This is a genomic window from Piscinibacter sp. XHJ-5 (assembly GCF_029855045.1).
In the GTDB taxonomy this organism is placed as follows: domain Bacteria; phylum Pseudomonadota; class Gammaproteobacteria; order Burkholderiales; family Burkholderiaceae_C; genus Albitalea.
In genome coordinates this window covers 1,329,637-1,348,719 of the sequence record NZ_CP123228.1, presented here as the reverse complement: position 1 = coordinate 1,348,719, position 19,083 = coordinate 1,329,637, and the positions used below count along the sequence as shown (strand labels likewise).

The 19,083-nt window shown below is 69.5% G+C and carries 20 protein-coding genes; 11 read left to right on the top strand and 9 right to left on the bottom strand.

Going from position 1 to position 19,083, the window contains the following annotated elements:
* Positions 1-28: 28 nt before the first annotated feature.
* Positions 29-1,021 carry a Ku protein gene (locus P7V53_RS06445; protein WP_280154656.1) on the bottom strand — a complete coding sequence of 331 codons (993 nt, stop codon included), beginning with the start codon at positions 1,019-1,021 and terminating at the stop codon, positions 29-31.
* Positions 1,022-1,174: 153 nt separating this feature from the next.
* Between P7V53_RS06445 and P7V53_RS06440 the strand changes: the two genes are divergently transcribed.
* A complete protein-coding gene (locus P7V53_RS06440) occupies positions 1,175-1,912 on the top strand; it encodes a BPSS1780 family membrane protein (RefSeq protein ID WP_280154655.1) in 738 nt (245 codons plus the stop codon).
* A 269-nt stretch (positions 1,913-2,181) separates the two neighbouring features.
* Here the strand turns inward: P7V53_RS06440 and P7V53_RS06435 are convergent, their stop codons facing one another.
* Complete coding sequence (locus tag P7V53_RS06435) at positions 2,182-2,373, bottom strand: hypothetical protein (RefSeq protein ID WP_280154654.1); 192 nt, start codon at positions 2,371-2,373, stop codon at positions 2,182-2,184.
* A gap of 87 nt (positions 2,374-2,460) precedes the next feature.
* Here P7V53_RS06435 and P7V53_RS06430 point away from each other — a divergent pair, with 87 nt between their 5' ends.
* Together P7V53_RS06430 and P7V53_RS06425 are read left to right on the top strand one after the other, a co-directional pair.
* Positions 2,461-3,285 carry an AraC family transcriptional regulator gene (locus tag P7V53_RS06430; RefSeq protein ID WP_280154653.1) on the top strand — a complete coding sequence of 275 codons (825 nt, stop codon included), beginning with the start codon at positions 2,461-2,463 and terminating at the stop codon, positions 3,283-3,285.
* 42 nt (positions 3,286-3,327) lie between these two features.
* Positions 3,328-4,143: a methyltransferase domain-containing protein gene (locus tag P7V53_RS06425; RefSeq protein ID WP_280154652.1), complete on the top strand. Its 816-nt coding sequence runs from the start codon at positions 3,328-3,330 to the stop codon at positions 4,141-4,143.
* On the opposite strand, the gene P7V53_RS06420 is transcribed toward P7V53_RS06425, so the two are convergent.
* Complete coding sequence (locus P7V53_RS06420; protein WP_280154651.1) at positions 4,098-5,324, bottom strand: polysaccharide pyruvyl transferase family protein; 1,227 nt, start codon at positions 5,322-5,324, stop codon at positions 4,098-4,100. The two genes, P7V53_RS06425 and P7V53_RS06420, sit on opposite strands and share 46 nt — an antisense overlap.
* 73 nt (positions 5,325-5,397) lie before the next feature.
* On the bottom strand, positions 5,398-5,715 hold the full coding sequence (locus tag P7V53_RS06415) for a BON domain-containing protein (RefSeq protein ID WP_280154650.1): 318 nt from the start codon (positions 5,713-5,715) through the stop codon (positions 5,398-5,400).
* 126 nt (positions 5,716-5,841) lie between these two features.
* Here P7V53_RS06415 and P7V53_RS06410 point away from each other — a divergent pair, with 126 nt between their 5' ends.
* Positions 5,842-6,804 carry a PHB depolymerase family esterase gene (locus P7V53_RS06410; protein WP_280154649.1) on the top strand — a complete coding sequence of 321 codons (963 nt, stop codon included), beginning with the start codon at positions 5,842-5,844 and terminating at the stop codon, positions 6,802-6,804.
* A gap of 28 nt (positions 6,805-6,832) precedes the next feature.
* On the opposite strand, the gene P7V53_RS06405 is transcribed toward P7V53_RS06410, so the two are convergent.
* The gene (locus P7V53_RS06405) at positions 6,833-7,297 is read right to left on the bottom strand and encodes a GNAT family N-acetyltransferase (RefSeq protein WP_280154648.1); all 465 of its coding nucleotides are present in this window, start codon (positions 7,295-7,297) and stop codon (positions 6,833-6,835) included.
* Positions 7,298-7,524: 227 nt separating this feature from the next.
* Here P7V53_RS06405 and P7V53_RS06400 point away from each other — a divergent pair, with 227 nt between their 5' ends.
* The 3 genes from P7V53_RS06400 to P7V53_RS06390 all read left to right on the top strand — a co-directional run bounded on the left by P7V53_RS06400 (position 7,525) and on the right by P7V53_RS06390 (position 10,126).
* On the top strand, positions 7,525-7,689 hold the full coding sequence (locus P7V53_RS06400) for a hypothetical protein (RefSeq protein ID WP_280154647.1): 165 nt from the start codon (positions 7,525-7,527) through the stop codon (positions 7,687-7,689).
* Between the two features lie 143 nt (positions 7,690-7,832).
* Positions 7,833-8,915: a 3-phosphoserine/phosphohydroxythreonine transaminase gene (gene serC, locus P7V53_RS06395; RefSeq protein WP_280154646.1), complete on the top strand. Its 1,083-nt coding sequence runs from the start codon at positions 7,833-7,835 to the stop codon at positions 8,913-8,915.
* 20 nt (positions 8,916-8,935) lie between these two features.
* On the top strand, positions 8,936-10,126 hold the full coding sequence (locus P7V53_RS06390) for a phosphoglycerate dehydrogenase (RefSeq protein ID WP_280154645.1): 1,191 nt from the start codon (positions 8,936-8,938) through the stop codon (positions 10,124-10,126).
* A 12-nt stretch (positions 10,127-10,138) separates the two neighbouring features.
* Here the strand turns inward: P7V53_RS06390 and P7V53_RS06385 are convergent, their stop codons facing one another.
* Positions 10,139-11,212 carry an ABC transporter ATP-binding protein gene (locus tag P7V53_RS06385; RefSeq protein ID WP_280154644.1) on the bottom strand — a complete coding sequence of 358 codons (1,074 nt, stop codon included), beginning with the start codon at positions 11,210-11,212 and terminating at the stop codon, positions 10,139-10,141.
* Between the two features lie 77 nt (positions 11,213-11,289).
* On the opposite strand from P7V53_RS06385, the gene P7V53_RS06380 reads away from it, so the two are divergent.
* Entirely contained in the window at positions 11,290-12,966 is a 1,677-nt protein-coding gene (locus P7V53_RS06380; RefSeq protein WP_280154643.1) for an iron ABC transporter permease, read from the top strand.
* A 108-nt stretch (positions 12,967-13,074) separates the two neighbouring features.
* Here P7V53_RS06380 and P7V53_RS06375 read toward each other — a convergent pair whose 3' ends face one another.
* Positions 13,075-14,094, bottom strand: a complete 1,020-nt coding sequence (locus P7V53_RS06375) for an extracellular solute-binding protein (protein ID WP_280154642.1) — start codon at positions 14,092-14,094, stop codon at positions 13,075-13,077.
* A gap of 145 nt (positions 14,095-14,239) precedes the next feature.
* Between P7V53_RS06375 and ureE the strand changes: the two genes are divergently transcribed.
* Genes ureE through ureG form a run of 3 tightly spaced genes read left to right on the top strand, consistent with a single transcriptional unit; the run spans position 14,240 to position 16,184 of the window.
* Entirely contained in the window at positions 14,240-14,797 is a 558-nt protein-coding gene (gene ureE, locus P7V53_RS06370; protein ID WP_280154641.1) for an urease accessory protein UreE, read from the top strand.
* A gap of 3 nt (positions 14,798-14,800) precedes the next feature.
* On the top strand, positions 14,801-15,511 hold the full coding sequence (locus tag P7V53_RS06365; protein WP_280154640.1) for an urease accessory protein UreF: 711 nt from the start codon (positions 14,801-14,803) through the stop codon (positions 15,509-15,511).
* A gap of 10 nt (positions 15,512-15,521) precedes the next feature.
* The gene (gene ureG / locus P7V53_RS06360; RefSeq protein WP_280154639.1) at positions 15,522-16,184 is read left to right on the top strand and encodes an urease accessory protein UreG; all 663 of its coding nucleotides are present in this window, start codon (positions 15,522-15,524) and stop codon (positions 16,182-16,184) included.
* Here ureG and corA read toward each other — a convergent pair.
* Together corA and P7V53_RS06350 are read right to left on the bottom strand one after the other, a co-directional pair.
* Complete coding sequence (gene corA / locus P7V53_RS06355) at positions 16,162-17,130, bottom strand: magnesium/cobalt transporter CorA (RefSeq protein WP_280154638.1); 969 nt, start codon at positions 17,128-17,130, stop codon at positions 16,162-16,164. The genes ureG and corA overlap by 23 nt on opposite strands.
* A gap of 53 nt (positions 17,131-17,183) precedes the next feature.
* Entirely contained in the window at positions 17,184-19,058 is a 1,875-nt protein-coding gene (locus P7V53_RS06350) for a potassium transporter Kup (RefSeq protein ID WP_280154637.1), read from the bottom strand.
* Positions 19,059-19,083: the final 25 nt, after the last annotated feature.

Below are 19,083 nucleotides of genomic sequence, written 5' to 3'. Positions count from 1 at the left end.
GTGCTACTGCCGGCACGGCACCGGGACCTCAGCGCGCCTTGCGCACCTTGGCGCCCTTTGCAGCGACGGCCTTGCGAGGCGGCTTCGATGCCTGCGGCTGCCGCAGGCTGGCCCGCAGCGCCTGCATCAGGTCGATGACCTGGCCTGCGGCGGGCTCGCGCTGCTCCGGCGCCACGATCTTCCTGCCGGCGATCTTCTTCTCCACCGCCGCGAGGATGCGCTGCTTCTCCTCGTCGACGAACTGGGTCGGGTCGTAGCGGTCCTGTGCCCCCTGCTCGATCAGCTTCAGCGCCAGCCCGAGCTCGGCATCGCCCACCTGCACCAGCCGGATGTCCAGCGCAGCCGGCGAGCGAACCTCGTCGGCATAGAGCAGCTGCTGCAGCACCATCCCGCCCTCGCCGGGGCGCACCTCGACGACGTACTGCTTGCCGCGCCACGCCCACTTCGCGAGCGCGCAGCGACCGCTGCGTTGCAGGGCCGCCAGCAGAAGCGAATAGGTCTTCTCTGCGCGCTTGTCGGGCGCCAGCAGGTAGGCCTTGTCGTAGTAGACCGGCTCGACCGCACCCGCGGGAATGAAGGCGACGATGTCGATGCTGTCGCGCGCGCCTTCCTGCAGCGCCTTCAGCTCGGCGGGCGTGAAGAGCACGAAGCGGCCCTTCTCGAACTCGTAGCCCTTGACGATGTCCTCGCGTTCGACGATGACCGGCGGCGGGGCGTCGTCGAGGTCGAGCTGTCGGGCAGGCGGCCGGGCGGGCGCCGCGACGTCCGCCTGCGCGCGTGCTGCCGTGCGCGCGGGGACCGTGGGGACTTGGACCTCGGGCTCGGCGGGATCGGCGGGCTCTGCAAGCTCTCCGGCCTCTGCGGGCTCGGCCGTATCGGCCACGTAGTGCTGTCGCAGCCTCGCACCGCCGCGGCTCATCAGCTTGAAGCGGATGGCGGCGCTGCTTTCCGTTGCCGAGTAGAGCTTGACCGGGATGGAGACCAAGCCGAAGGCAAGGGTCAGCGAAGCGATCGCGCGCATGGCGCGAGGGTAGAACGGCGGCGCCTCGGCGCGCATCGGACGGCGCCGGGAGCGGGGGTAGGAGGCGTCCGAGAAGGACACCGGGCTGGCAGGGGCACGCGGCGCGTCCCTGCGGGCATACACTCGCCGCGGTCATAAGGATGGAGGACTTCCATGGACGAGATGACGACCAGGCCGGCGGGCGAGCCCCGCAACGTGGAGGCCGGCCGCGGGACCGGCTGGTGGACCGAAGGATGGGCGCTGTTCACGAAGAATGCGGGCCTGTGGATCGTGCTGGGGCTGATCCTCCTCGTGGTCTTCGTCGTGCTCAGCTTCATACCCTTCATCGGCTGGCTGGCGACCTCGCTGCTCGCGCCGGTGTTCATCGGCAGCTGGATGCTGGCCGCGCGCAAGGTCGAGGGAGGGGGCACGCTGGAGGTCGGCGACCTGTTCCTGGCGTTCAAGGGCGAGCAGATGACGCAGCTGCTGGTGGTGGGCGCGCTGCTGCTGGCCGGCACCTTCGTCATCGCGCTGGTCGTCGGCATGCTGGGCTTCGGCGCGGCAGCCGGAATGATGGCCGGCGATCACTCGGGCAGCGCCGGCGGCATGATGGCCGCGGCGGGCGCCGGCATGCTGGCCTTCCTGGTGATGATGGCGCTCGGCGTGCTCGTCGCAATGGCGTTCTGGTTCGCGCCGGCGCTGGTGGTGTTCCGCAACGTCGCGCCCGTCGACGCGATGAAGTCGAGCTTTGCTGCCTGCCTGAAGAACATCGTGCCGATGCTGGTGTACGGCGTGCTCTACATCCTGGCCGCCATCGTCGCGTCGATCCCGTTCGGCCTCGGCTGGATCGTGCTGGTGCCGCTGGTGCTGCTCACGATCTACGTGTCGTACAAGGACATCTACGGTGCCTAGGCTAGGGCCTGTTAACGCTATGGGAGGCCTCGCGCCGGTGCGTGGCATGCCCCAGCGCAAGGCGCACGCGAGGCCGTGTGCCTTTGGCACACAACGAGCGGGCAACGCCGCCCTGGGGCCTGCCAGGCACCGGCCCTGCGGGTGATCTCAGCAAAGCGGCGCCCGCCGCGTTGCGAATGCTCGCCGTAGACACCGCTACGGCTGCGCTTCGCGCCTTGCGGGCGCCGCTTTGCTGAGTCACGCGAGGCCTCCCATGGCGTTAACATGCCCTAGTCGTCGGCGGTCGCGGCAAGGGTCACGAAAGCAGCCGATGCTGCCGGCGGCGGGGACGCCGCAACACTCGCTGCGTGCCTCGGCTCTTCCGCGGGCTGGGGTTGCAGCGCGATCGCGGTGACGGCCACGGCGACGGCAGCGATCAGCGTGAACAGGCTCGACAGCATGATGCGGCTCTCCGGATGCATGTGGCCCATTGAAGGGTGCGGCAACCGGGCCGCCAAGCCGGGGCGCGTGCTAGCTGCTGCCGGTCCCGATGGGACGGGTCCCAGCGCATGAAGGCCGTAGACCACCACCATTGCCGCGTCATCGGCTCGCCGTGGGCCGGCGTGTACTGCACCGGCATCGACAGCGGCCGCCATTACGGCCGTCATTGGCATGCCACCTTCGGCGTCGGCCTGGTCGAGCAGGGCGCGCACCGATCGGCCAGCGGACGAGGAACGGTCGATGCGTACGCGGGCGACCTCGTCACCACCAATCCCGGCGAAGTGCACGACGGACGTCCCCTCGGCGGACCGTCGCGGCGCTGGCGCATCGTGTGCATGGATCCGGAAGTGATGGCGGCGATGAGCGGGTGCGCCGATGCCGGTCTGGAGATCACCCGGCCGGTCTTGCGCGACCCCGCGCTCGGCCGTTCGCTGCAGCGCCTCTTCGCGCGGCTCGAAGCCTGGAGCTCACACCGAGCCGAGACGATGGCCTGCGAGGAGTCGCTGGTCGATGTCTGCGGCCTGCTGCTCGAAAGGCACACGACGCGGGCCGCACCGGCGCAAGCGGTCCGCGGCGACGTGCAGCGCGCGCGCCAGCGCCTCGCCGACGACCTGCAGCAGGCGCCGACGCTGGCCGAGCTGGCGGCGATGTCGGGCCTCAGCAGATACCAGCTGCTGCGCCGGTTCGAGCAGGCCTACGGACTGCCGCCGCATGCCTGGCTCCTCGCGCAGCGGGCCGAGAAGGCGCGCAGCCTCATTCGCGGCGGCACCAGCCTGTCGATGGCGGCCGCGTCGAGCGGCTTCGCCGATCAGAGCCACATGACGCGGATCTTCGTGCGGCAGTTCGGCTTCACGCCGGGCGCGTTTCGCCACGCATCCCGGCGGCCGCAATAACGTTCAAGACCGGCCCTGCCGGCGGCGCGCAGACTGCACGCCATGAGCTCCACGTACATCCACGGCTACGACGCGCGCGAGAGCGAGCGGCTGCAGGACCAGGCCGGCACGCTGGCCGACCTGCTGCACGCGGACACCTCCTATCCCGCGGGGAGCACGGTGCTCGAAGCCGGCTGCGGCATCGGCGCGCAGACGATCACGCTGGCCCGACTCAGCCCCCAGGCGCGCTTCACCGCGATCGACATCTCGGCCGACTCGCTGGCGCAGGCCCAACGGAGGATCGAAGCGCACGGCATCACGAACGTCGAATTCCGCCAGGCCGACATCTTCGCCCTGCCGTTCGACGCCGCAGCGTTCGACCATGTCTTCGTCTGCTTCGTGCTTGAGCACCTGCCGCAACCGCTGCAGGCGCTGGCGCTGTTGCGCCGGGTGCTCAAGCCGGGCGGCACGATCACCGTCATCGAAGGCGACCACGGATCGACGAGCTTCCATCCCGACAGCGCCGACGCCCATGCCGCCATCCGCTGCCAGGTGCAGCTGCAGCAGCAGGCCGGCGGCAACGCGCTGATCGGACGTCAGCTCTACCCGCTGCTGATGCAATCGCGATTCGACCGGGTCTGCGTGTCGCCGCGCATGGTGTATGTCGACGCGAGCCGTCCGGACCGGGTGGACGGCTTCACGCGCAAGACCTTTGCCGCCATGGTCGAGGCGGTCCGCGAGCCGGCGATCGCGGCCGGCCTGATCGAGCCGGATCGTTTCGACGCGGGCGTGCGGGCGCTGCATCGCACCACGCAGAGCGACGGCGTCTTCTGCTACACGTTCTTCAAGGCCGTGGGCGTCAGGCCGAGCAGCGACTGAACGGGAGCAAAGCCGGCCAGTGATTGCTGCACCAGGCGCGAGGCGGTCTCCTGCCGCAGCGCCGCCTCCACCGCCATCGAGAGGCGAACGCCTTGCGCCATCTCGTTCGGCGGCACCGCGATGGGCACGCCGTGCGGCTCCCAGGCTTCGGCCACGGCGGCCAGCTTGCGCGCCTGTGCCGGCGACGCCGGTGGACGCAGGTTCACACGCGGCACGCCGAAGGCCATCGCCACGAGGCGGCCATGCAGGCTGCTGCCGGCGTAGGCACGGCTCGCGGAGATGAGTGCACAGAGGTCCCACACATCCACTGACCCGAAGCGCTTGAGCGGTGCCTCGGGCCGGCGCGCCATGAGGCGTTCGCCCAGCCGGGGATCGTCATGCCACGGGGCGATACCGGCGCAGAAGCAGACGACGCCGCAGCCGCTGTCGGCGACGAGTGCATCGATCTGCGCCGCCAGGGTGTCCAGCGTGCGGTCGTCGCCGAAGTCGGCGCTGAGCTGCAGCGCCACGAACCCGTCCGGCCACGCCGCGCGCAGCGCAGCCACTTCCCCCTGCTTGGCGCGCCGGGCGATGCGATCGCGGAAGAGCACCTCGACCAGCAGCGCGGGGTCGGGAACCAGCCGTGCCTCGATGCCGGCTTGTTGCAGGGCGGCCAGCGTCAGGCGATCGCGGGCGCTGACCAGATCGGCGGCCCGCAGCCTGGCCGTCACTTCTTCGCGCAGCGCCGGCGATTCGGCCGCCAGGTCGACCCCGCCCACCGCGTGGTAGACCACCCGTGCGCCGGGCGGGATCCACTCGATCGGCGCCGCGTACGGCGCGAGCGCCGGGGTGCCGAGCGTGCGGCGAACCCACTGCAGCTGCTCCTGCGGCCGGGGCTCGAAGTACGCGATGGCCTGCCGCGCCTGCTGGGCCGGCTGCAGCATCACGGCCGCCTGCCAGGCGTGGCAGGTGAGCAGCTCGCCGCCGACATGGATCAGCGCCGGCGGCGCGCCGCGCCAGGACGACGCGACCTCCGCCAACGCGCGCACGCAATGGCCGCCGTGTGCACGCAGGTCGCGCGCCGCCAGCCCCGTGAAAGTCAACGGCGTGCCGCCCAGCAGCGCGGCACTCACGTGTGCGAGCAGCAGATCGCCGAGATTGTGCCGGTCGAAGGCGCCGTAGAGGATGGCAGCGGTGGTCATGGAAGTGCCAGGCGCGCCCATGGGCACGCCCGCCATCCAAGGCGTACGGCAGATATTCCCGATCGGGCGCGACTCAGCCGGTGACGATGAGCTGGTTGTCGACCGACTTCACGCCTTCGATCTTGCGCGCCAGGTCCTCGGCCTTGCGCCGCAGCGCGAGCGACTTCACCTCGCCCTTGAGCCGCACGGCGCCCTGGGTGGTGTCGACATTGATCTTGAGGGCGCTCAGGTCCGGATCGGCCGCCAGCGCGGCTTTCAGCTTGGTGCCTATCGTCACGTCGTCGATCGCCTGACCCGTGGAGCGCTGGGTGTCCATGCCGCCCAGCGGGCCGGCGCAGCCGACGAGCGCCAGAAATACCGCTGCCATCATCGAAGCGAGCAAGTTTTTCATCGACCTTCTCCGATCGAGTTGTGCGTGACCCGATGGAGCAGCTACCGTGCCTTGTCCGGTGCGACAGGGCGACCCCCCTCGCGCGCAGACACGACCCCGTCCGGCACCCGTGTTAGGGTCGACCGGATGTTCGACTGGCTCATCCTCCGCGCCCGCGCGCTGCGCCATTGGTTCTTCGCACGGCTGCGCATCCGGCGCGGCCGGTGGCGGCGCGGCCGCATCAGACTGCCCGGCCTGCGATTCCTGCCCCGACACTTTGCGGTTCGCACCTGGCGCTACGGCCTTTACGTGCCCGGCGGCCTGAAGGACGGGCACAGCGCGCCGCTCATCGTCGTGCTGCACGGCTGCAAGCAGCGTGCGCTGCGCTTCGCGCAGGCGGCGGGCTGGACGGACTTCGCGGACACGGCCCGGGTGCGGCTGCTGTGCCCCGATCAGCGCCGGATCGCCAACCTGTACCGCTGCTGGAACTGGTTCCATCCCCTCGCGCAACGCGGTCAGGGGGAGCTGTCGGTGGTGAACGCGATGATCGACGAGGTCTCGCGGCAGGTGCGGGTCGACGATGGCGCCGTCGCCGCGGTGGGCATCTCGGCCGGCGGCGCTCTCGCGGCCCTGCTCGCCTTCCATTGCCCCGGCCGCTTCAGGGCGGTCGCGACCGTCGCGGCGCCGCCCCTGCTGGGCGCCTTCAGCGTGCACAACCCGCACGGCGTGATGAAGCATGGCGTGTCCCTCGATCCGCTGCTCGCCCTGGGCACGCGGCGCGATGCCTGCGCGCCATTGGCCATCATTCACGGCAACGACGACGAGGTGGTGCACCCGCGCTGCGCCGAGCAGCTGCAGGCGCAGGCCGTCGAATCCTTTCGCCGCGTCGGACGCAGCCTTGCGTCCGACGCGGTGGTGGCCGCGTCGTCGGGCGCGTCCGTCACCGACTTCCGCGCCGACGGCCAGCTGCTGGTGCGTCGCATCGACGTCCCCGGCCTGGCCCACGCGTGGACCGGCGGGCCGGGCGGCCACGCCTACTGCGAGCCCAGCGGTGCGCCGCTCACCGCGCTGTGCGCGCAGTTCCTGCGCGACGTGGGGATGCTGGCATGACGCATGGTGGGAACCGAAGCGCTCCCTCTCAGCGCGGCGAGTCCAGAGGCAGGGCCAGCACCTCCTCGATGCCGTCCATCTCGCCCGTGAACACGAAGCCGAGCGATTCGTAGAAGGGCCGGGGTGTGCCGGGGCCCGGGACGCACGACGTGTGCAAGCTTCGTAGATTGGGATGGCGCCGACGGACGTCGTCGATCACCAGCCGCAGCGCCGCGCGGCCGTACCCCTTGCGCTTGTGCCTGGCGTCGATCATGAAGCGCCACAGCACCACCTTGAGCTCGGGCGGCGGCGCCTTCGCCTGCGAGCTGTCTTCCAGCATCACGAACCCCACCGGCTCGTTGCCGGCATAGACCGCGCGGAACCAGGCTTCGGGCGCGAAATGCGCCTGCGCGATCGAGACCGCGTTCGGCGCCACGAAGCCGGGCGGCTCGGCGACCAGGTCACAGACCGCGCGAACGGTATCGGCGGTGATCTCGCGAATGGCGATGTCCATCGGCTTGTCCTTTCTGCAGCCGGACTGTGTCACTCCGATTGGCACGCAGCAACGCCGCCGGGCAAAGGCGCGTCGCGGTCGACCGCGCTCACCCCCCCCGACTGCGGGAGCTCCCGCAACAAACGAAACAAACCGGCGGGTCCCATCGAGGCCGGCCACTGCGTATGTCCGATCACAGGGTCTCGATCGAGGCCCCTCGCAACCACGGCACCACGCAGAGGCACCGCATGATTTCCTTCTCGCTGATCTCCCATTCGCGCACCACGATGGAGCGCCTGGCATCGCCGCAGCCGGCGTCGGCCCCCGTCGGGCGGCCCATGGAGCGCTATGGCGCCATGGCCATCGCCGCGGTGGCAGCGCTCTCGGCCGTGCTGTTGGCGCTGGCCGTCTGAAGTCGGCGCGCCGCTTCGGGTGCGGCGCGACGCCGAGGTAGGCGCGCTGCTGCGACGGCGGGCGATGCCAACGCGGTCTGACACCCACTCCGCGCGCTTCGGTATGCTGCGCCATTCCCATACCGATCCACGGAGAACCTTCGATGACCCGCGTTTTCAACTTCAGCGCCGGACCGGCTGCCCTGCCCGAGGAGGTGCTGCGGCAGGCCGCCGCCGAGATGCTCGATTGGCACGGATCGGGCATGTCGGTGATGGAGATGAGCCACCGCGGCAAGGAGTTCATCGCGATCCACGCGGAGGCCGAGAAGCTGGCGCGCGAGCTGCTCGCGATTCCTTCCAATTACAAGGTGCTCTTCCTGCAGGGCGGCGCGATCGGGCAGAACGCCTTCGTGCCGATGAACCTGCTGCGCGGCAGGACCAGCGCCGACTACGTCAACACCGGCGAGTGGTCCAAGAAGTCGATCAAGGAAGCCAGGAAGTACGCCGCCGTCAACGTGGCGGCCAGCTCGGAGGCGGACGGCTTCACCTCGGTGCCCAAGCAGGCCGACTGGAAGCTCGACCCCAATGCTGCCTACGTGCACATCTGCTCCAACGAGACCATCGGCGGCGTGGAATACCACTGGACGCCCGACACCGGCGACGTGCCCCTGGTGTCCGACATGTCGTCGAACATCATGTCGCGTCCGATCGACGTCAGCCGCTACGGCCTCATCTACGCCGGCGCGCAGAAGAACATGGGACCGTCGGGCCTCACGCTGGTCATCGTGCGCGACGACCTGATCGGCCAGGCGCTGCCGATCACGCCGTCGGCGTTCGACCTGAAGCAGCAGGCCGACAACGACTCCATGCTCAACACGCCGCCCACCTTCGCCATCTACATCGCCGGGCTCACCTTCAACTGGATCAAGCGCCAGGGCGGCCTGGCGGCGATGGAGCGGCACAACCGCGACAAGGCCGCGGTGCTGTACGACTACCTCGAGACCACCTCCTTCTACGTCTGCCCGGTGGCCAGGGACGACCGTTCGCTGATGAACGTCCCCTTCAAGCTGCGCGACGACGCGCTGACCGACTCCTTCCTGAAGGGCGCTGAGGCGCGCGGCATGGTGCAGCTCAAGGGCCACCGCTCGGTGGGCGGCGTTCGGGCGTCGATCTACAACGCGATGCCGATCGAGGGAGTGAAAGCACTCGTCGCCTACATGAAGGAGTTCGAGAAGAATCAAGGATGAACCAAGGCCAGGGAGGCGCAATGGATCGGCTGTCGCATTTCAACGTGCTGGTGCTGAACCAGATCTCGCCGAACGGCCTCAAGCGGCTGCCGTCCGAGCGCTACACCGTGGGCAAGGACGTGCCGCATCCCGACGCGGTGCTGGTGCGCTCGGCCGACCTGCATGCGATGGACATCCCGGGCAGCGTCAGCGCCATCGCTCGCGCCGGCGCGGGCACGAACAACATCCCGGTCAAGGCGATGAGCCAGCGCGGCGTCCCGGTGTTCAACGCACCCGGCGCGAACGCCAACGCGGTGAAGGAGCTGGTGCTCACCGGCATGCTGCTGGCGGCACGCAACGTGCCACAGGCGCTGCGCTTCGTCGGCGGCCTGGACAGCGCCGACCCCGACATGGACCGCGCCGTCGAGGAAGGCAAGAAAGCCTTCGCCGGCTACGAGCTGGCCGGCCAGACGCTGGGCGTCGTCGGCCTCGGCAAGGTCGGCTGCCTGGTGGCCGACGCGGCCATCAAGCTCGGCATGAACGTGCTCGGCCACGATCCCGAGATCACCGTCGATGCGGCGTGGAGCCTGCCGGCGCAGGTGAAGAAGGCGCTCAGCGTGTCCGAGGTGCTGCGCAGCGCCAACTTCGTCAGCCTGCATGTGCCGCTGGTCGACGCCACCCGCCACCTGGTCAATGCCGACAACATCGGCCTGACGCGGCCCGGCACCGTGCTGCTCAACTTCTCGCGCGACGGCGTGGTCGACGATGCGGCCGTGCTGTCGGCGCTGGACCGGCGGCACCTCGGCTGGTACGTCTGCGACTTCCCCAGCCCGGCCATCGTGCGGCACGAGCGTGTCATCGCGCTGCCGCACCTGGGCGCGTCCACGCGCGAGGCGGAGGAGAACTGCGCCCTGATGGTGGTCGACCAGCTGCGCGACTACCTCGAGCACGGCAACGTGGCCAACGCGGTCAACTTCCCGTCGGTGGCCATGGCGCGCGAGTCGGCCTACCGCGTGGCCATCGCCAATGCGAACGTGCCCAACATGGTCGGCCAGATCTCCACCGCGATGGCACGCGCCGGCCTCAACATCCACAACATGGTCAACAAGTCGCGCGGCGACGTGGCCTACACGCTGGTCGATGTGGACAGTCCCATTTCGGCCAACGTGCTGAGCGACATCCAGGCGATCGAGGGGGTGCTGGCGGTTCGGTACCTGCCGCTGGCGGACTGACACCCGCGCGCACTAGGCCTTCGGAAACGCGATCATGTGATCCAGCTCCAGCCGGATCCCGATCGCTTCGTTGATCAGGTGATTGTGGTGCGAAGGCACCATCGACAGCACCCGCGCGCCGCTGTCGAGCTCGAGCGTGTACAGGATCTCCGCGCCGCGGAACGCCTTGTGCAGCACCTTCGCGCGCACGGGGCTCGCATCGTCGTGCACCACGTCGTCGGGCCGCAGCAGCAGGTCGATGCGGCTTCCGGGCGCGACCGGGGAGGCGTCGTGTGCGAAGCGGATCGCCTCGTCGCGCAACACTTCGCCGATCTCGATGCGCAGGCGGTTGGGTGCCAGCACCGTGCCGTCGACGAACACTCCCTGCCCGATGAAGTCGGCGACGAAGCGGTTGCCCGGGCGGTGGTACAGGTTGTAGGCGGTATCGATCTGCTGGATGCGGCCTTCGGCCATCACGGCGATCTCGTCGGCAATCGCGAAGGCCTCGTGCTGGTCATGGGTGACGAAAACCGCCGTCGTCCCGCTCTGCTTGAGGATGGAGCGCACCTCGGCGGCCAGTTGCTCGCGCAGCTCGACGTCGAGGTTGGAGAACGGCTCGTCGAGCAGCAGCAGCCGCGGCCGCGGCGCCAGCGCGCGAGCCAGCGCGACGCGTTGCTGCTGTCCGCCCGACAGCTCGTGCGGATAGCGGTGCGCCGCCGACGCCAGGCCCACGGTGTCGAGCAGCTGCCGCACGCGCTCGCCGTCGCTGGTGGCGCCGCGCAGCCCGAAGCCCACGTTGCGGGCGACGTCCAGGTGCGGGAACAGCGCGTAGTCCTGGAACACCATGCCGATGCGCCGCTGCTCCGGCGGCACATGCACCTGGCGGCTGCTCACCAGGGCACCGTCGATGCGGATCTGGCCGTCGGCGACACGCTCGAAGCCGCCGATGCAGCGCAGCACCGTGGTCTTGCCGCAACCCGAAGGACCGAGCAGGCAGCAGATCGTGCCCGCTTCGAGCGACAGGCTGAGGCTGTCGACGGTGCTGCGCGGGCCGTAGCGGTGTTGGATGCCGTCGAGGCGAAGGACCGGCGCGGCGTGGGTCGTCATGTCGGGCGCGTGAAAGCCCCCACCTTACACTGTCCGCGAACGACTCTCATTCGTGCTTCGCTCGAGCGCCTCGCGCCATGACGCTCATCGCCACCGCCCCGCCCCCCGAACCGACCGCCGCGATCCGGCCCCAGCCGCGCTGGCTCACGGGGCTGGCGGTGCTGGCGGCGCTGCTGGTGGCCGCCCCGGTGCTGTCGGTGGGCAGCAATGTCTTCAGCGGCGGCACCGCGGGCACCTGGTCGCATCTCGCGTCCACCGTGCTGCCCGACTACGTCATCACGACGCTGTGGCTGTGCCTGGGCGTCGGCGTGGGCGCGGCGATGCTCGGTGTCGGCGCGGCATGGCTGGTCACGCATTTCGAATTCCCGCTGCGCTCCACGTTCGAATGGGCCCTGGTGCTGCCGCTGGCGATGCCGGCCTACGTGATGGCCTACGCCTACACGGACCTGCTGCAGTTCGCCGGTCCGGTGCAGGGCGGGCTGCGTGCGGCTTTCGGCTGGTCGCGCGCCGACTACTGGTTCCCCGACGTGCGCACCACCGGCGGCGCCATGCTGATGTTCGCCGGCGTGCTCTACCCCTACGTCTACATGCTGACGCGCGCCGCACTGCTCGAACGCGGCGCCGGCATGCTGGAAGCCAGCCGCTCGCTGGGCCTCACGCCGTGGCAGAGCTTCGTGCGCGTGACCTTGCCGATGGCGCGGCCCGCGATCATCGGCGGCGTGACGCTGGCGCTGATGGAGACGCTGGCCGACTACGGCACGGTGTCGTACTTCGCGGTGCAGACCTTCACCACCGGCATCTACCGCGCCTGGTTCTCGCTCGGCGACCGCGTGGCAGCCGCGCAGCTGTCGATGTGCCTGCTGGGCTTCGTCGTGCTCGTGCTGGCCCTCGAGCGCGCATCGCGCGGGCGTGCGCGTTTCCACAGTCCGGGGATGCGGCGACATGTGCCGCGCGGCACGCCGCTGCGGGGCGCGCGGGCCATGCTGGCGATCGCCGGCTGCCTGCTGCCGCTGCTGATCGGCTTCGTCGTGCCCGGCGCGGTACTGCTGCGCATGGCGATCAACGAAGGCGACGCCCAGTTCGGCCCCCGCTTCGTCGAGCTCGCGCGCAACAGCTTCTCGGTGTCGGCCCTGACGGCGCTGCTTGCCGTGCTGCTCGCGCTGCTGGTGGCGTATGCGCGGCGGCTCGATCCACGGCCGCTGACCCGCATCGCACACGCCGCGGCCGGCATGGGCTATGCACTGCCCGGCTCGGTGATCGCGGTGGGGCTGCTGATTCCCCTCGCGCAAATGGACAACGCGCTGGCGCTGTGGCTGCGCGAGCATCTGGGCTGGAGCACCGGGCTGCTGCTCACCGGCGGCGTCAGCGCGCTGGTGTATGCCTACCTGGTCCGCTTTCTCACCGCTGCGCTGCAGACCGTGGATTCGTCGCTGCACCGCGTGACCCCGCACATGGACGACGCAGCCCGCAGCCTCGGCCTGACGCCGCCGCAGACCCTCCAGCGCGTGCACCTGCCGCTGCTGCGGCGCGGCCTGCTGACGGCCGGCCTGCTGGTGTTCATCGACGTCATGAAGGAGCTGCCGGCGACCCTGGTGGTGCGGCCGTTCAACTTCGACACCCTGGCGACGCAGGCCTACACGCTGGCCTCGGACGAACGCCTCGCCGAAGCGTCGACGGCCGCGGTCTGCATCGTGGCCGTCGGATTGCTGCCGATGATCGTGCTGTGCCGCCAGATCGCCAAGGAGCGGAACTGAGCGGCTCACCCGGAGCGCCTTCGGCGCTCCCCCTCAAGCGGGCACCGCCCCGACCGGCGAAGCCGGATCCGCGGCGGCCGGTCGTCGCCGGCTGCGCCGCCTCGATGGTCACCTCCAGCCGGCGCGGTCGTACACCTTCTGCGCTTGCACCGTGGTCGCCGCGAGCTGGCCGATCGGCAGCGTGTCGGCCTTGAAGTCGCCGAGCGTCTCGAGCGCCGGGTTGGCGATCTTGGCGGTCTTCACGACCGGCCATTCGTTGTTGCCGTTGGCGAAGTAGGCCTGTGCCTCGTCGCTCGCGAGGTACTCGAGGAACTTGACGGCGGCCTCCTTGTTGGGCGCCGTCTTCACGATGCCGGCGCCAGACACGTTGACGTGCGTGCCCCAGGTCTTCTGGTTGGGCCAGACGACCGACAGCTTCTTCATCACGTCCTGGTCCTCGGGCTTGGTCGAGCGCATGAGGCGCGCCAGGTAGTAGCTGTTCGAGATGGCCACGCCGCACTCGCCGGCAGCCACCGCCTTGAGCTGGTCGGTGTCCCCGCCCTTGGGCGCGCGCGCGAAGTTGGCGACCACGCCCTTGGCCCAATCCTCCGCCTTCGCCTCGCCGTTGTGGGCGATGACCGCCGCGCCCAGCGAGAGGTTGTACGGATGCGAGCCGGAGCGCACGCAGATCTGTCCCTTGAGCCGCGGATTCGCGAGGTCCTCGTAGGTCTGCACCCAGTCGCTGTTGACGGCGGCCTTGTTGTAGGCGATGACCCGCGCGCGAGTGGAGAACGCGGCCCAGGTGGGCGTGCGCAGCGACGGCGGAATGCGCGCCTCGATCAGCTTGGACGACAGCGGCTGGAACAGGCCCGCCTTGTCGGCGATCTCCAGGCGCGCGGCGTCGACGGTGATGAGGATGTCGGCCGGGCTGCTGGCGCCTTCGTTCTTGATCCGCTCGACCAGCTCTTCTTCCTTGCCGTCGAGCCGGTTGATCTTGATGCCGGTCTGCTTGGTGAAGTTGGCGTAGAGCGCCTCGTCGGTCTGGTAGTGACGCGCCGAGTAGATGTTCAGCGTCTGCTCCGCTTGGGCGCCGGCGGCAGCGCCGAGCAGCGCGACGGCCAGGCCGAGGGAGTGGCGAAGTCGGGTCATGGGTGTCTCGGGAAGTGGCGTCGTCGAATATTAACAGCAATGATTCTCATTCGAGGCTGATCCGCATCAAGCTCGCTCCTCGTGACTGCATCGGTGCCGACCCATGCCAGACTTCCTGTCTTCGCACCCTCGCCCGCTTTTTCCCATGCTGACCGTCAACAAACTGATTCCCCAAGGGCGCGGCCTCGCGCCGGCGCTGCTCAAGCGCGCCGCTTCCGTCGTGCTCGACTGGGACACGCGCCAGAAGAGCCGCTTCGATGCCGAGGACTCGCAGCAGCGCCGCCTGGGCGTGTTCCTGCCCCGCGGGACCGTGGTGCGCGGCGGCGACGTGCTGGTCGCCGAGGACGGCTCTCTCGTCCGCGTGAGCGCGACGCCGCAGGCGGTGATGGTGGTGCGCCCCCGCGACGGGCACGGCCCCTCGTTCGACCTGCTGCGCGCCGCCTATCACCTGGGCAACCGCCACGTGCAGCTCGAGCTCAAGCCCGACCGCCTGCAGCTCGAGCCCGATTCCGTGCTGGCCGACATGCTGCGCCACATGCACCTCGTCGTCACCGAGGAATCGGCGCCCTTCGAGCCGGAGGGCGGGGCGTACGCGGGGCATGCGGACCACGCGCACGGCGCCGATGACCGTCATGACCCGGAGGATGGGCATGGACACGATCACGGCCATGTGCACGGTCCCGGCTGCCAGCACGACCACTGAGCCATGCCGCGTGTCGTGAAGCCGCCGCGGCCGCTGTCCGCGGCGTCGCTGCTGCAGCTCATGTGGCTGGCCTCGCCCGCCCTGCCCGTCGGCGGGTTCAGCTACTCGGAAGCGCTGGAGGCGGCGGTCGAAGCCGGCCTGGTGCGCGACGAGACTGCCGCGGCCGATTGGCTGGAAGACCAGCTCGTGCTCGGCCTGGCCCGCAGCGACCTGCCCGTCGTGGCGCGCGCCACGGCCGCCTGGCAGCGCCGCGACATCGAAGCCGTCCGCGCATTGAACGACTGGTTCACGCACACGCGCGAGACCCGCGAGCTGCGCCAGCAGACGCACCAGATGGGCCGCTCGCTGGTCGAGTGGCTGAAGAACCGCGCCGGCGACGATGACCGCATCGCGGAGCTGGCACGCCTGTCCCCCGCACCGACCTGGCCGGCGGCATTTGCGCTGGCGGCCGCGGGCACCGGTGCGCCGCTGCGCGAGGTCCTGCTGTGCTTCGCCTTCGGCTGGGCCGAGAACCTGGTGCAGGCGGCGCTGAAGGCGGTCCCGCTGGGACAGAACGCCGGCCAGCGCATCCTCGGTCGGCTGAGCGCCGCCATCCCTGCCGCGGTCGATCAGGCTCTGCAGCAGGCGGACAGCGACCGACAGGCCCACACGCCGATGCTGGCCATCCTGTCGGCCCAGCACGAAACACAATACTCCCGACTCTTCCGCTCCTGACATCCCCGCCATGACATCCCGCCTGCACTCCATTCCCGGTCGCACCAAGCACCTGCCTCCGCTGCGCGTCGGCGTCGGCGGCCCCGTCGGCTCCGGCAAGACGACCCTGGTCGAGATGCTGTGCAAGGCGATGCGCGAGCGCTACGACCTCGTCGTCGTCACCAATGACATCTACACCAAGGAAGACCAGCGCCTGCTCACCGTGGCCGGCGCGCTGCCGGCCGAACGCATCATGGGGGTCGAGACCGGCGGCTGCCCGCACACCGCGATCCGCGAGGACGCGTCGATCAACCTGGAGGCGGTGGACCGCATGCTCGAGAAGTTCCCGGACGCCGACATCGTGTTCATCGAATCCGGCGGCGACAACCTGGCCGCCACCTTCAGCCCCGAGCTGTCGGACCTCACGCTTTACGTGATCGACGTCGCCGCCGGCGAGAAGATCCCGCGCAAGGGCGGCCCGGGCATCACCAAGAGCGATCTCTTCGTCATCAACAAGACCGACCTCGCGCCCCACGTGGGGGCCGACCTGGGCGTGATGGAAGCCGACACGCGGCGCATGCGCGGCACACGGCCCTTCGTGATGACCAACCTGAAGACACGATCGGGACTGGACGAGGTGATCGCCTTCATCGAGACCAAGGGGATGCTCGCTACAGCCACCCCAGCCGCCTGAAGCGCCGCCACAGCAGGCTGCAGGCGACGACGATGGTGCCCAGCGCCATCGGATAGCCGAACTTCCATTTCAGCTCGGGCATGTGCTCGAAGTTCATGCCCCAGATGCCGGCGAATGCCGTGGCGATCGCGAAGATGCCGGCCCAGGCGGCGAGCTGCTTGGTCGTCTCCGACTCCTCGATGGTCACCATCGACAGGTTGACCTGGATCGCCGTGCCGATGGTGTCGCGCAAGGTGTCCAGCGCCCCGTTGATGCGCACCAGGTGGTCGTACACGTCGCGGAAGTACTCGCGGCTGCCTTCGCAGACGCTGGGCACGCGTCCGCTCCACAGCTTGCTGGCCGATTCCATCAGCGGCGTCACCGCATGCCGCACGGTCATGATGCGGCCCTTCAGCTGGTACAGGTGCTCGATGTTGGCGCGCGCCGAGCCGCGCACGAAGATCTGGCCCTCGATGTTCTCGAGCTCGCTTTCGAGCGCATCGATGATCGGAAAGTAGCGGTCGACCACCGCATCCATCACCGCGTAGAGCACATAGCCGGAACCGTGTTTCAGCAGGTGCGGCTCGCGTTCGGCCCGCTCCCGCACGCCCAGCAGGTGCTGCGTGCTGCGGTTGCGGATCGAGAGGATGAAGTTGCGGCCGACGAAGAGGTTGACCTCTCCGACGCGCAGCTCGTCGGTGGCAGAGAACTCCACCGTGTGGACCACGGCGAAGAGCATGTCGGCGTACTCCTCCACCTTCGGTCGCTGGTGCCCATGCCGCGCATCCTCGACGGCCAGGTCGTGGAGCGCGAACTCTCTCTGCATGACGAGAAGCTCGGGCTCGGTGGCATCGCGCAGCGCCACCCAGACGAAGCAGCCCGGCCGGTTCAGGTAGTCACTGATGTCGCCGACCGGGATGTCGGCGAGCTTCTTTCCATCCTGGTAGGCGACGCAGTTGATCAGCATGGCGGGCACTTCCTCTCACGGGTCGGGTGAGAGCATCTTGGCACGACCGCACCTCAGATCTGCACCCGCGTCCCGAGCTCGATCACGCAGTTGTTGGGCAGGCGGAAGAATTCGGCCACGCTGCCGGCGTTGCGCGACATCGCCGCAAACAGTGCCTCCCGCCAATGGGCCATGCCGGCTCCGCGGGTGGGCACCACGGTCTCGCGACTGAGGAAGTAGGAGGTCTCGAACAGGTTGATGTCCAGGCCGTGCGGGCGGCACAGCGCCAGCGCCTTCGGAATGTCGGGCGTGTTCTTGAAGCCGTAGTTCACGCACACCCGCCAGAAGCCGCGTGCCAGCGGCGTGACCCGGACACGGTCATCGAACGACACCCAGGGCCGGTCGTGGAACACCACGCTGAGGATCACGTTGCGCTGGTGGAGCACGCGGTTGTGCTTCAGGTTGTGCAGCAGCGCCTGCGGAACGGTGTCGGGATTGGCGACGGCATAGACCGCGGTGCGCGGCGCGCGGGGGAGGTCTTCGCCGGCGAGGGCCTCCACGAAGGCCTGCAGCTCGGGGTCCTCGCTGCGGATGCTGTCGATCAGCAGCTCGCGGCCCCGCTTCCAGGTCGCCATCACGACGAAGATCGCCGCGCCGGACACCAGCGGAAACCAGCCTCCGTCGAAGAACTTCAGCGAACAGGCCGCGACCAGCACGACGTCGAGCCCGAGGAACACCGCCGTGGCGGCCGCCGCCAGCAGCCACGGATAGCCCCAGGCGTGGCGCACCACGAAGAAGGTGAGCAGCGTGGTGATCAGCATCGTGCCCGTCACCGCGATGCCGTATGCAGCCCCCAGCGCCGACGAGCTGCCGAAGCCCACCGTGGCCGCCAGCACGGCGACCAGCAGCGCCCGGTTCACCTCCGGCATGTAGATCTGGCCAGCCTCCTTCGCCGAGGTGTGCTGGATGCGCATGCGCGGCAGGAAGCCCAGCTGCATGGCCTGCCTGGTCATGGAGTACGCGCCGGAAATGACGGCCTGCGAGGCGATCACCGCGGCACAGGTCGCCAGCACGACGGCCGGAAGGATCCAGGCGGGCGCAAACAGGCGGAAGAAGGGATTGGCGAGCGCCGAAGGGTCTCGCATCAGCAGCGCACCCTGCCCCATGTAGTTCAGCGCCAGCGACGGCAGCACGATGGCCAGCCACGCGAGGCGGATGGGCCGCTTGCCGAAGTGACCCATGTCGGCGTAGAGCGCTTCCGCCCCGGTGAACGCCAGCACGATGGCGCCCACGGCGAGGAACAGCGCCCAGCCCTGCGAACGCAGGAAGGCGATTGCCTGCAGCGGATTCAGCGCCGCGAGGATGGCCGGCTGTTGCGCGATCTGCTCGATGCCGGTCCATGCGAGCACCGCGAACCACACCGCGATCACCGGACCGAACAGGCGGCCCACCGCGCCCGTGCCGCGGCGTTGCACGAGGAACAATCCCGCCAGCACGCCGACGGCGATCGGCAGCACGAAGGGCTCGAGCCCCGGGGCGACGACCTCGAGGCCTTCCATCGCCCCGAGCACCGAGATGGCCGGCGTGATGACGCTGTCGCCATAGAACAGCGAGGCACCGAAGACGCCGGCCAGCAGGAGCACCTGGCGGCGCCGCGCCGTCGTGCCGGCCGCATGCGATGCCAGCGCCGTGAGCGCCATGACGCCGCCTTCACCGCGGTTGTCGGCGCGCAGGATCAGCACCACGTATTTCAGCGTCACGATCGCCATCAGTCCCCAGAAGATCACCGAGACCGCGCCGACGACGTGGGGCGCATCGAGCGGCACGCCGGCCGGGCCGAAGATCTCCTTCATCGTGTAGAGCGGACTGGTGCCGATGTCGCCGTACACGACGCCGATGGCACCCACGGTAAGCGCCGCAAGGCCTTGCCGGCCCGAGGAAGAGTTCATGCGCCGTTATCGGGGCGGGCGCATC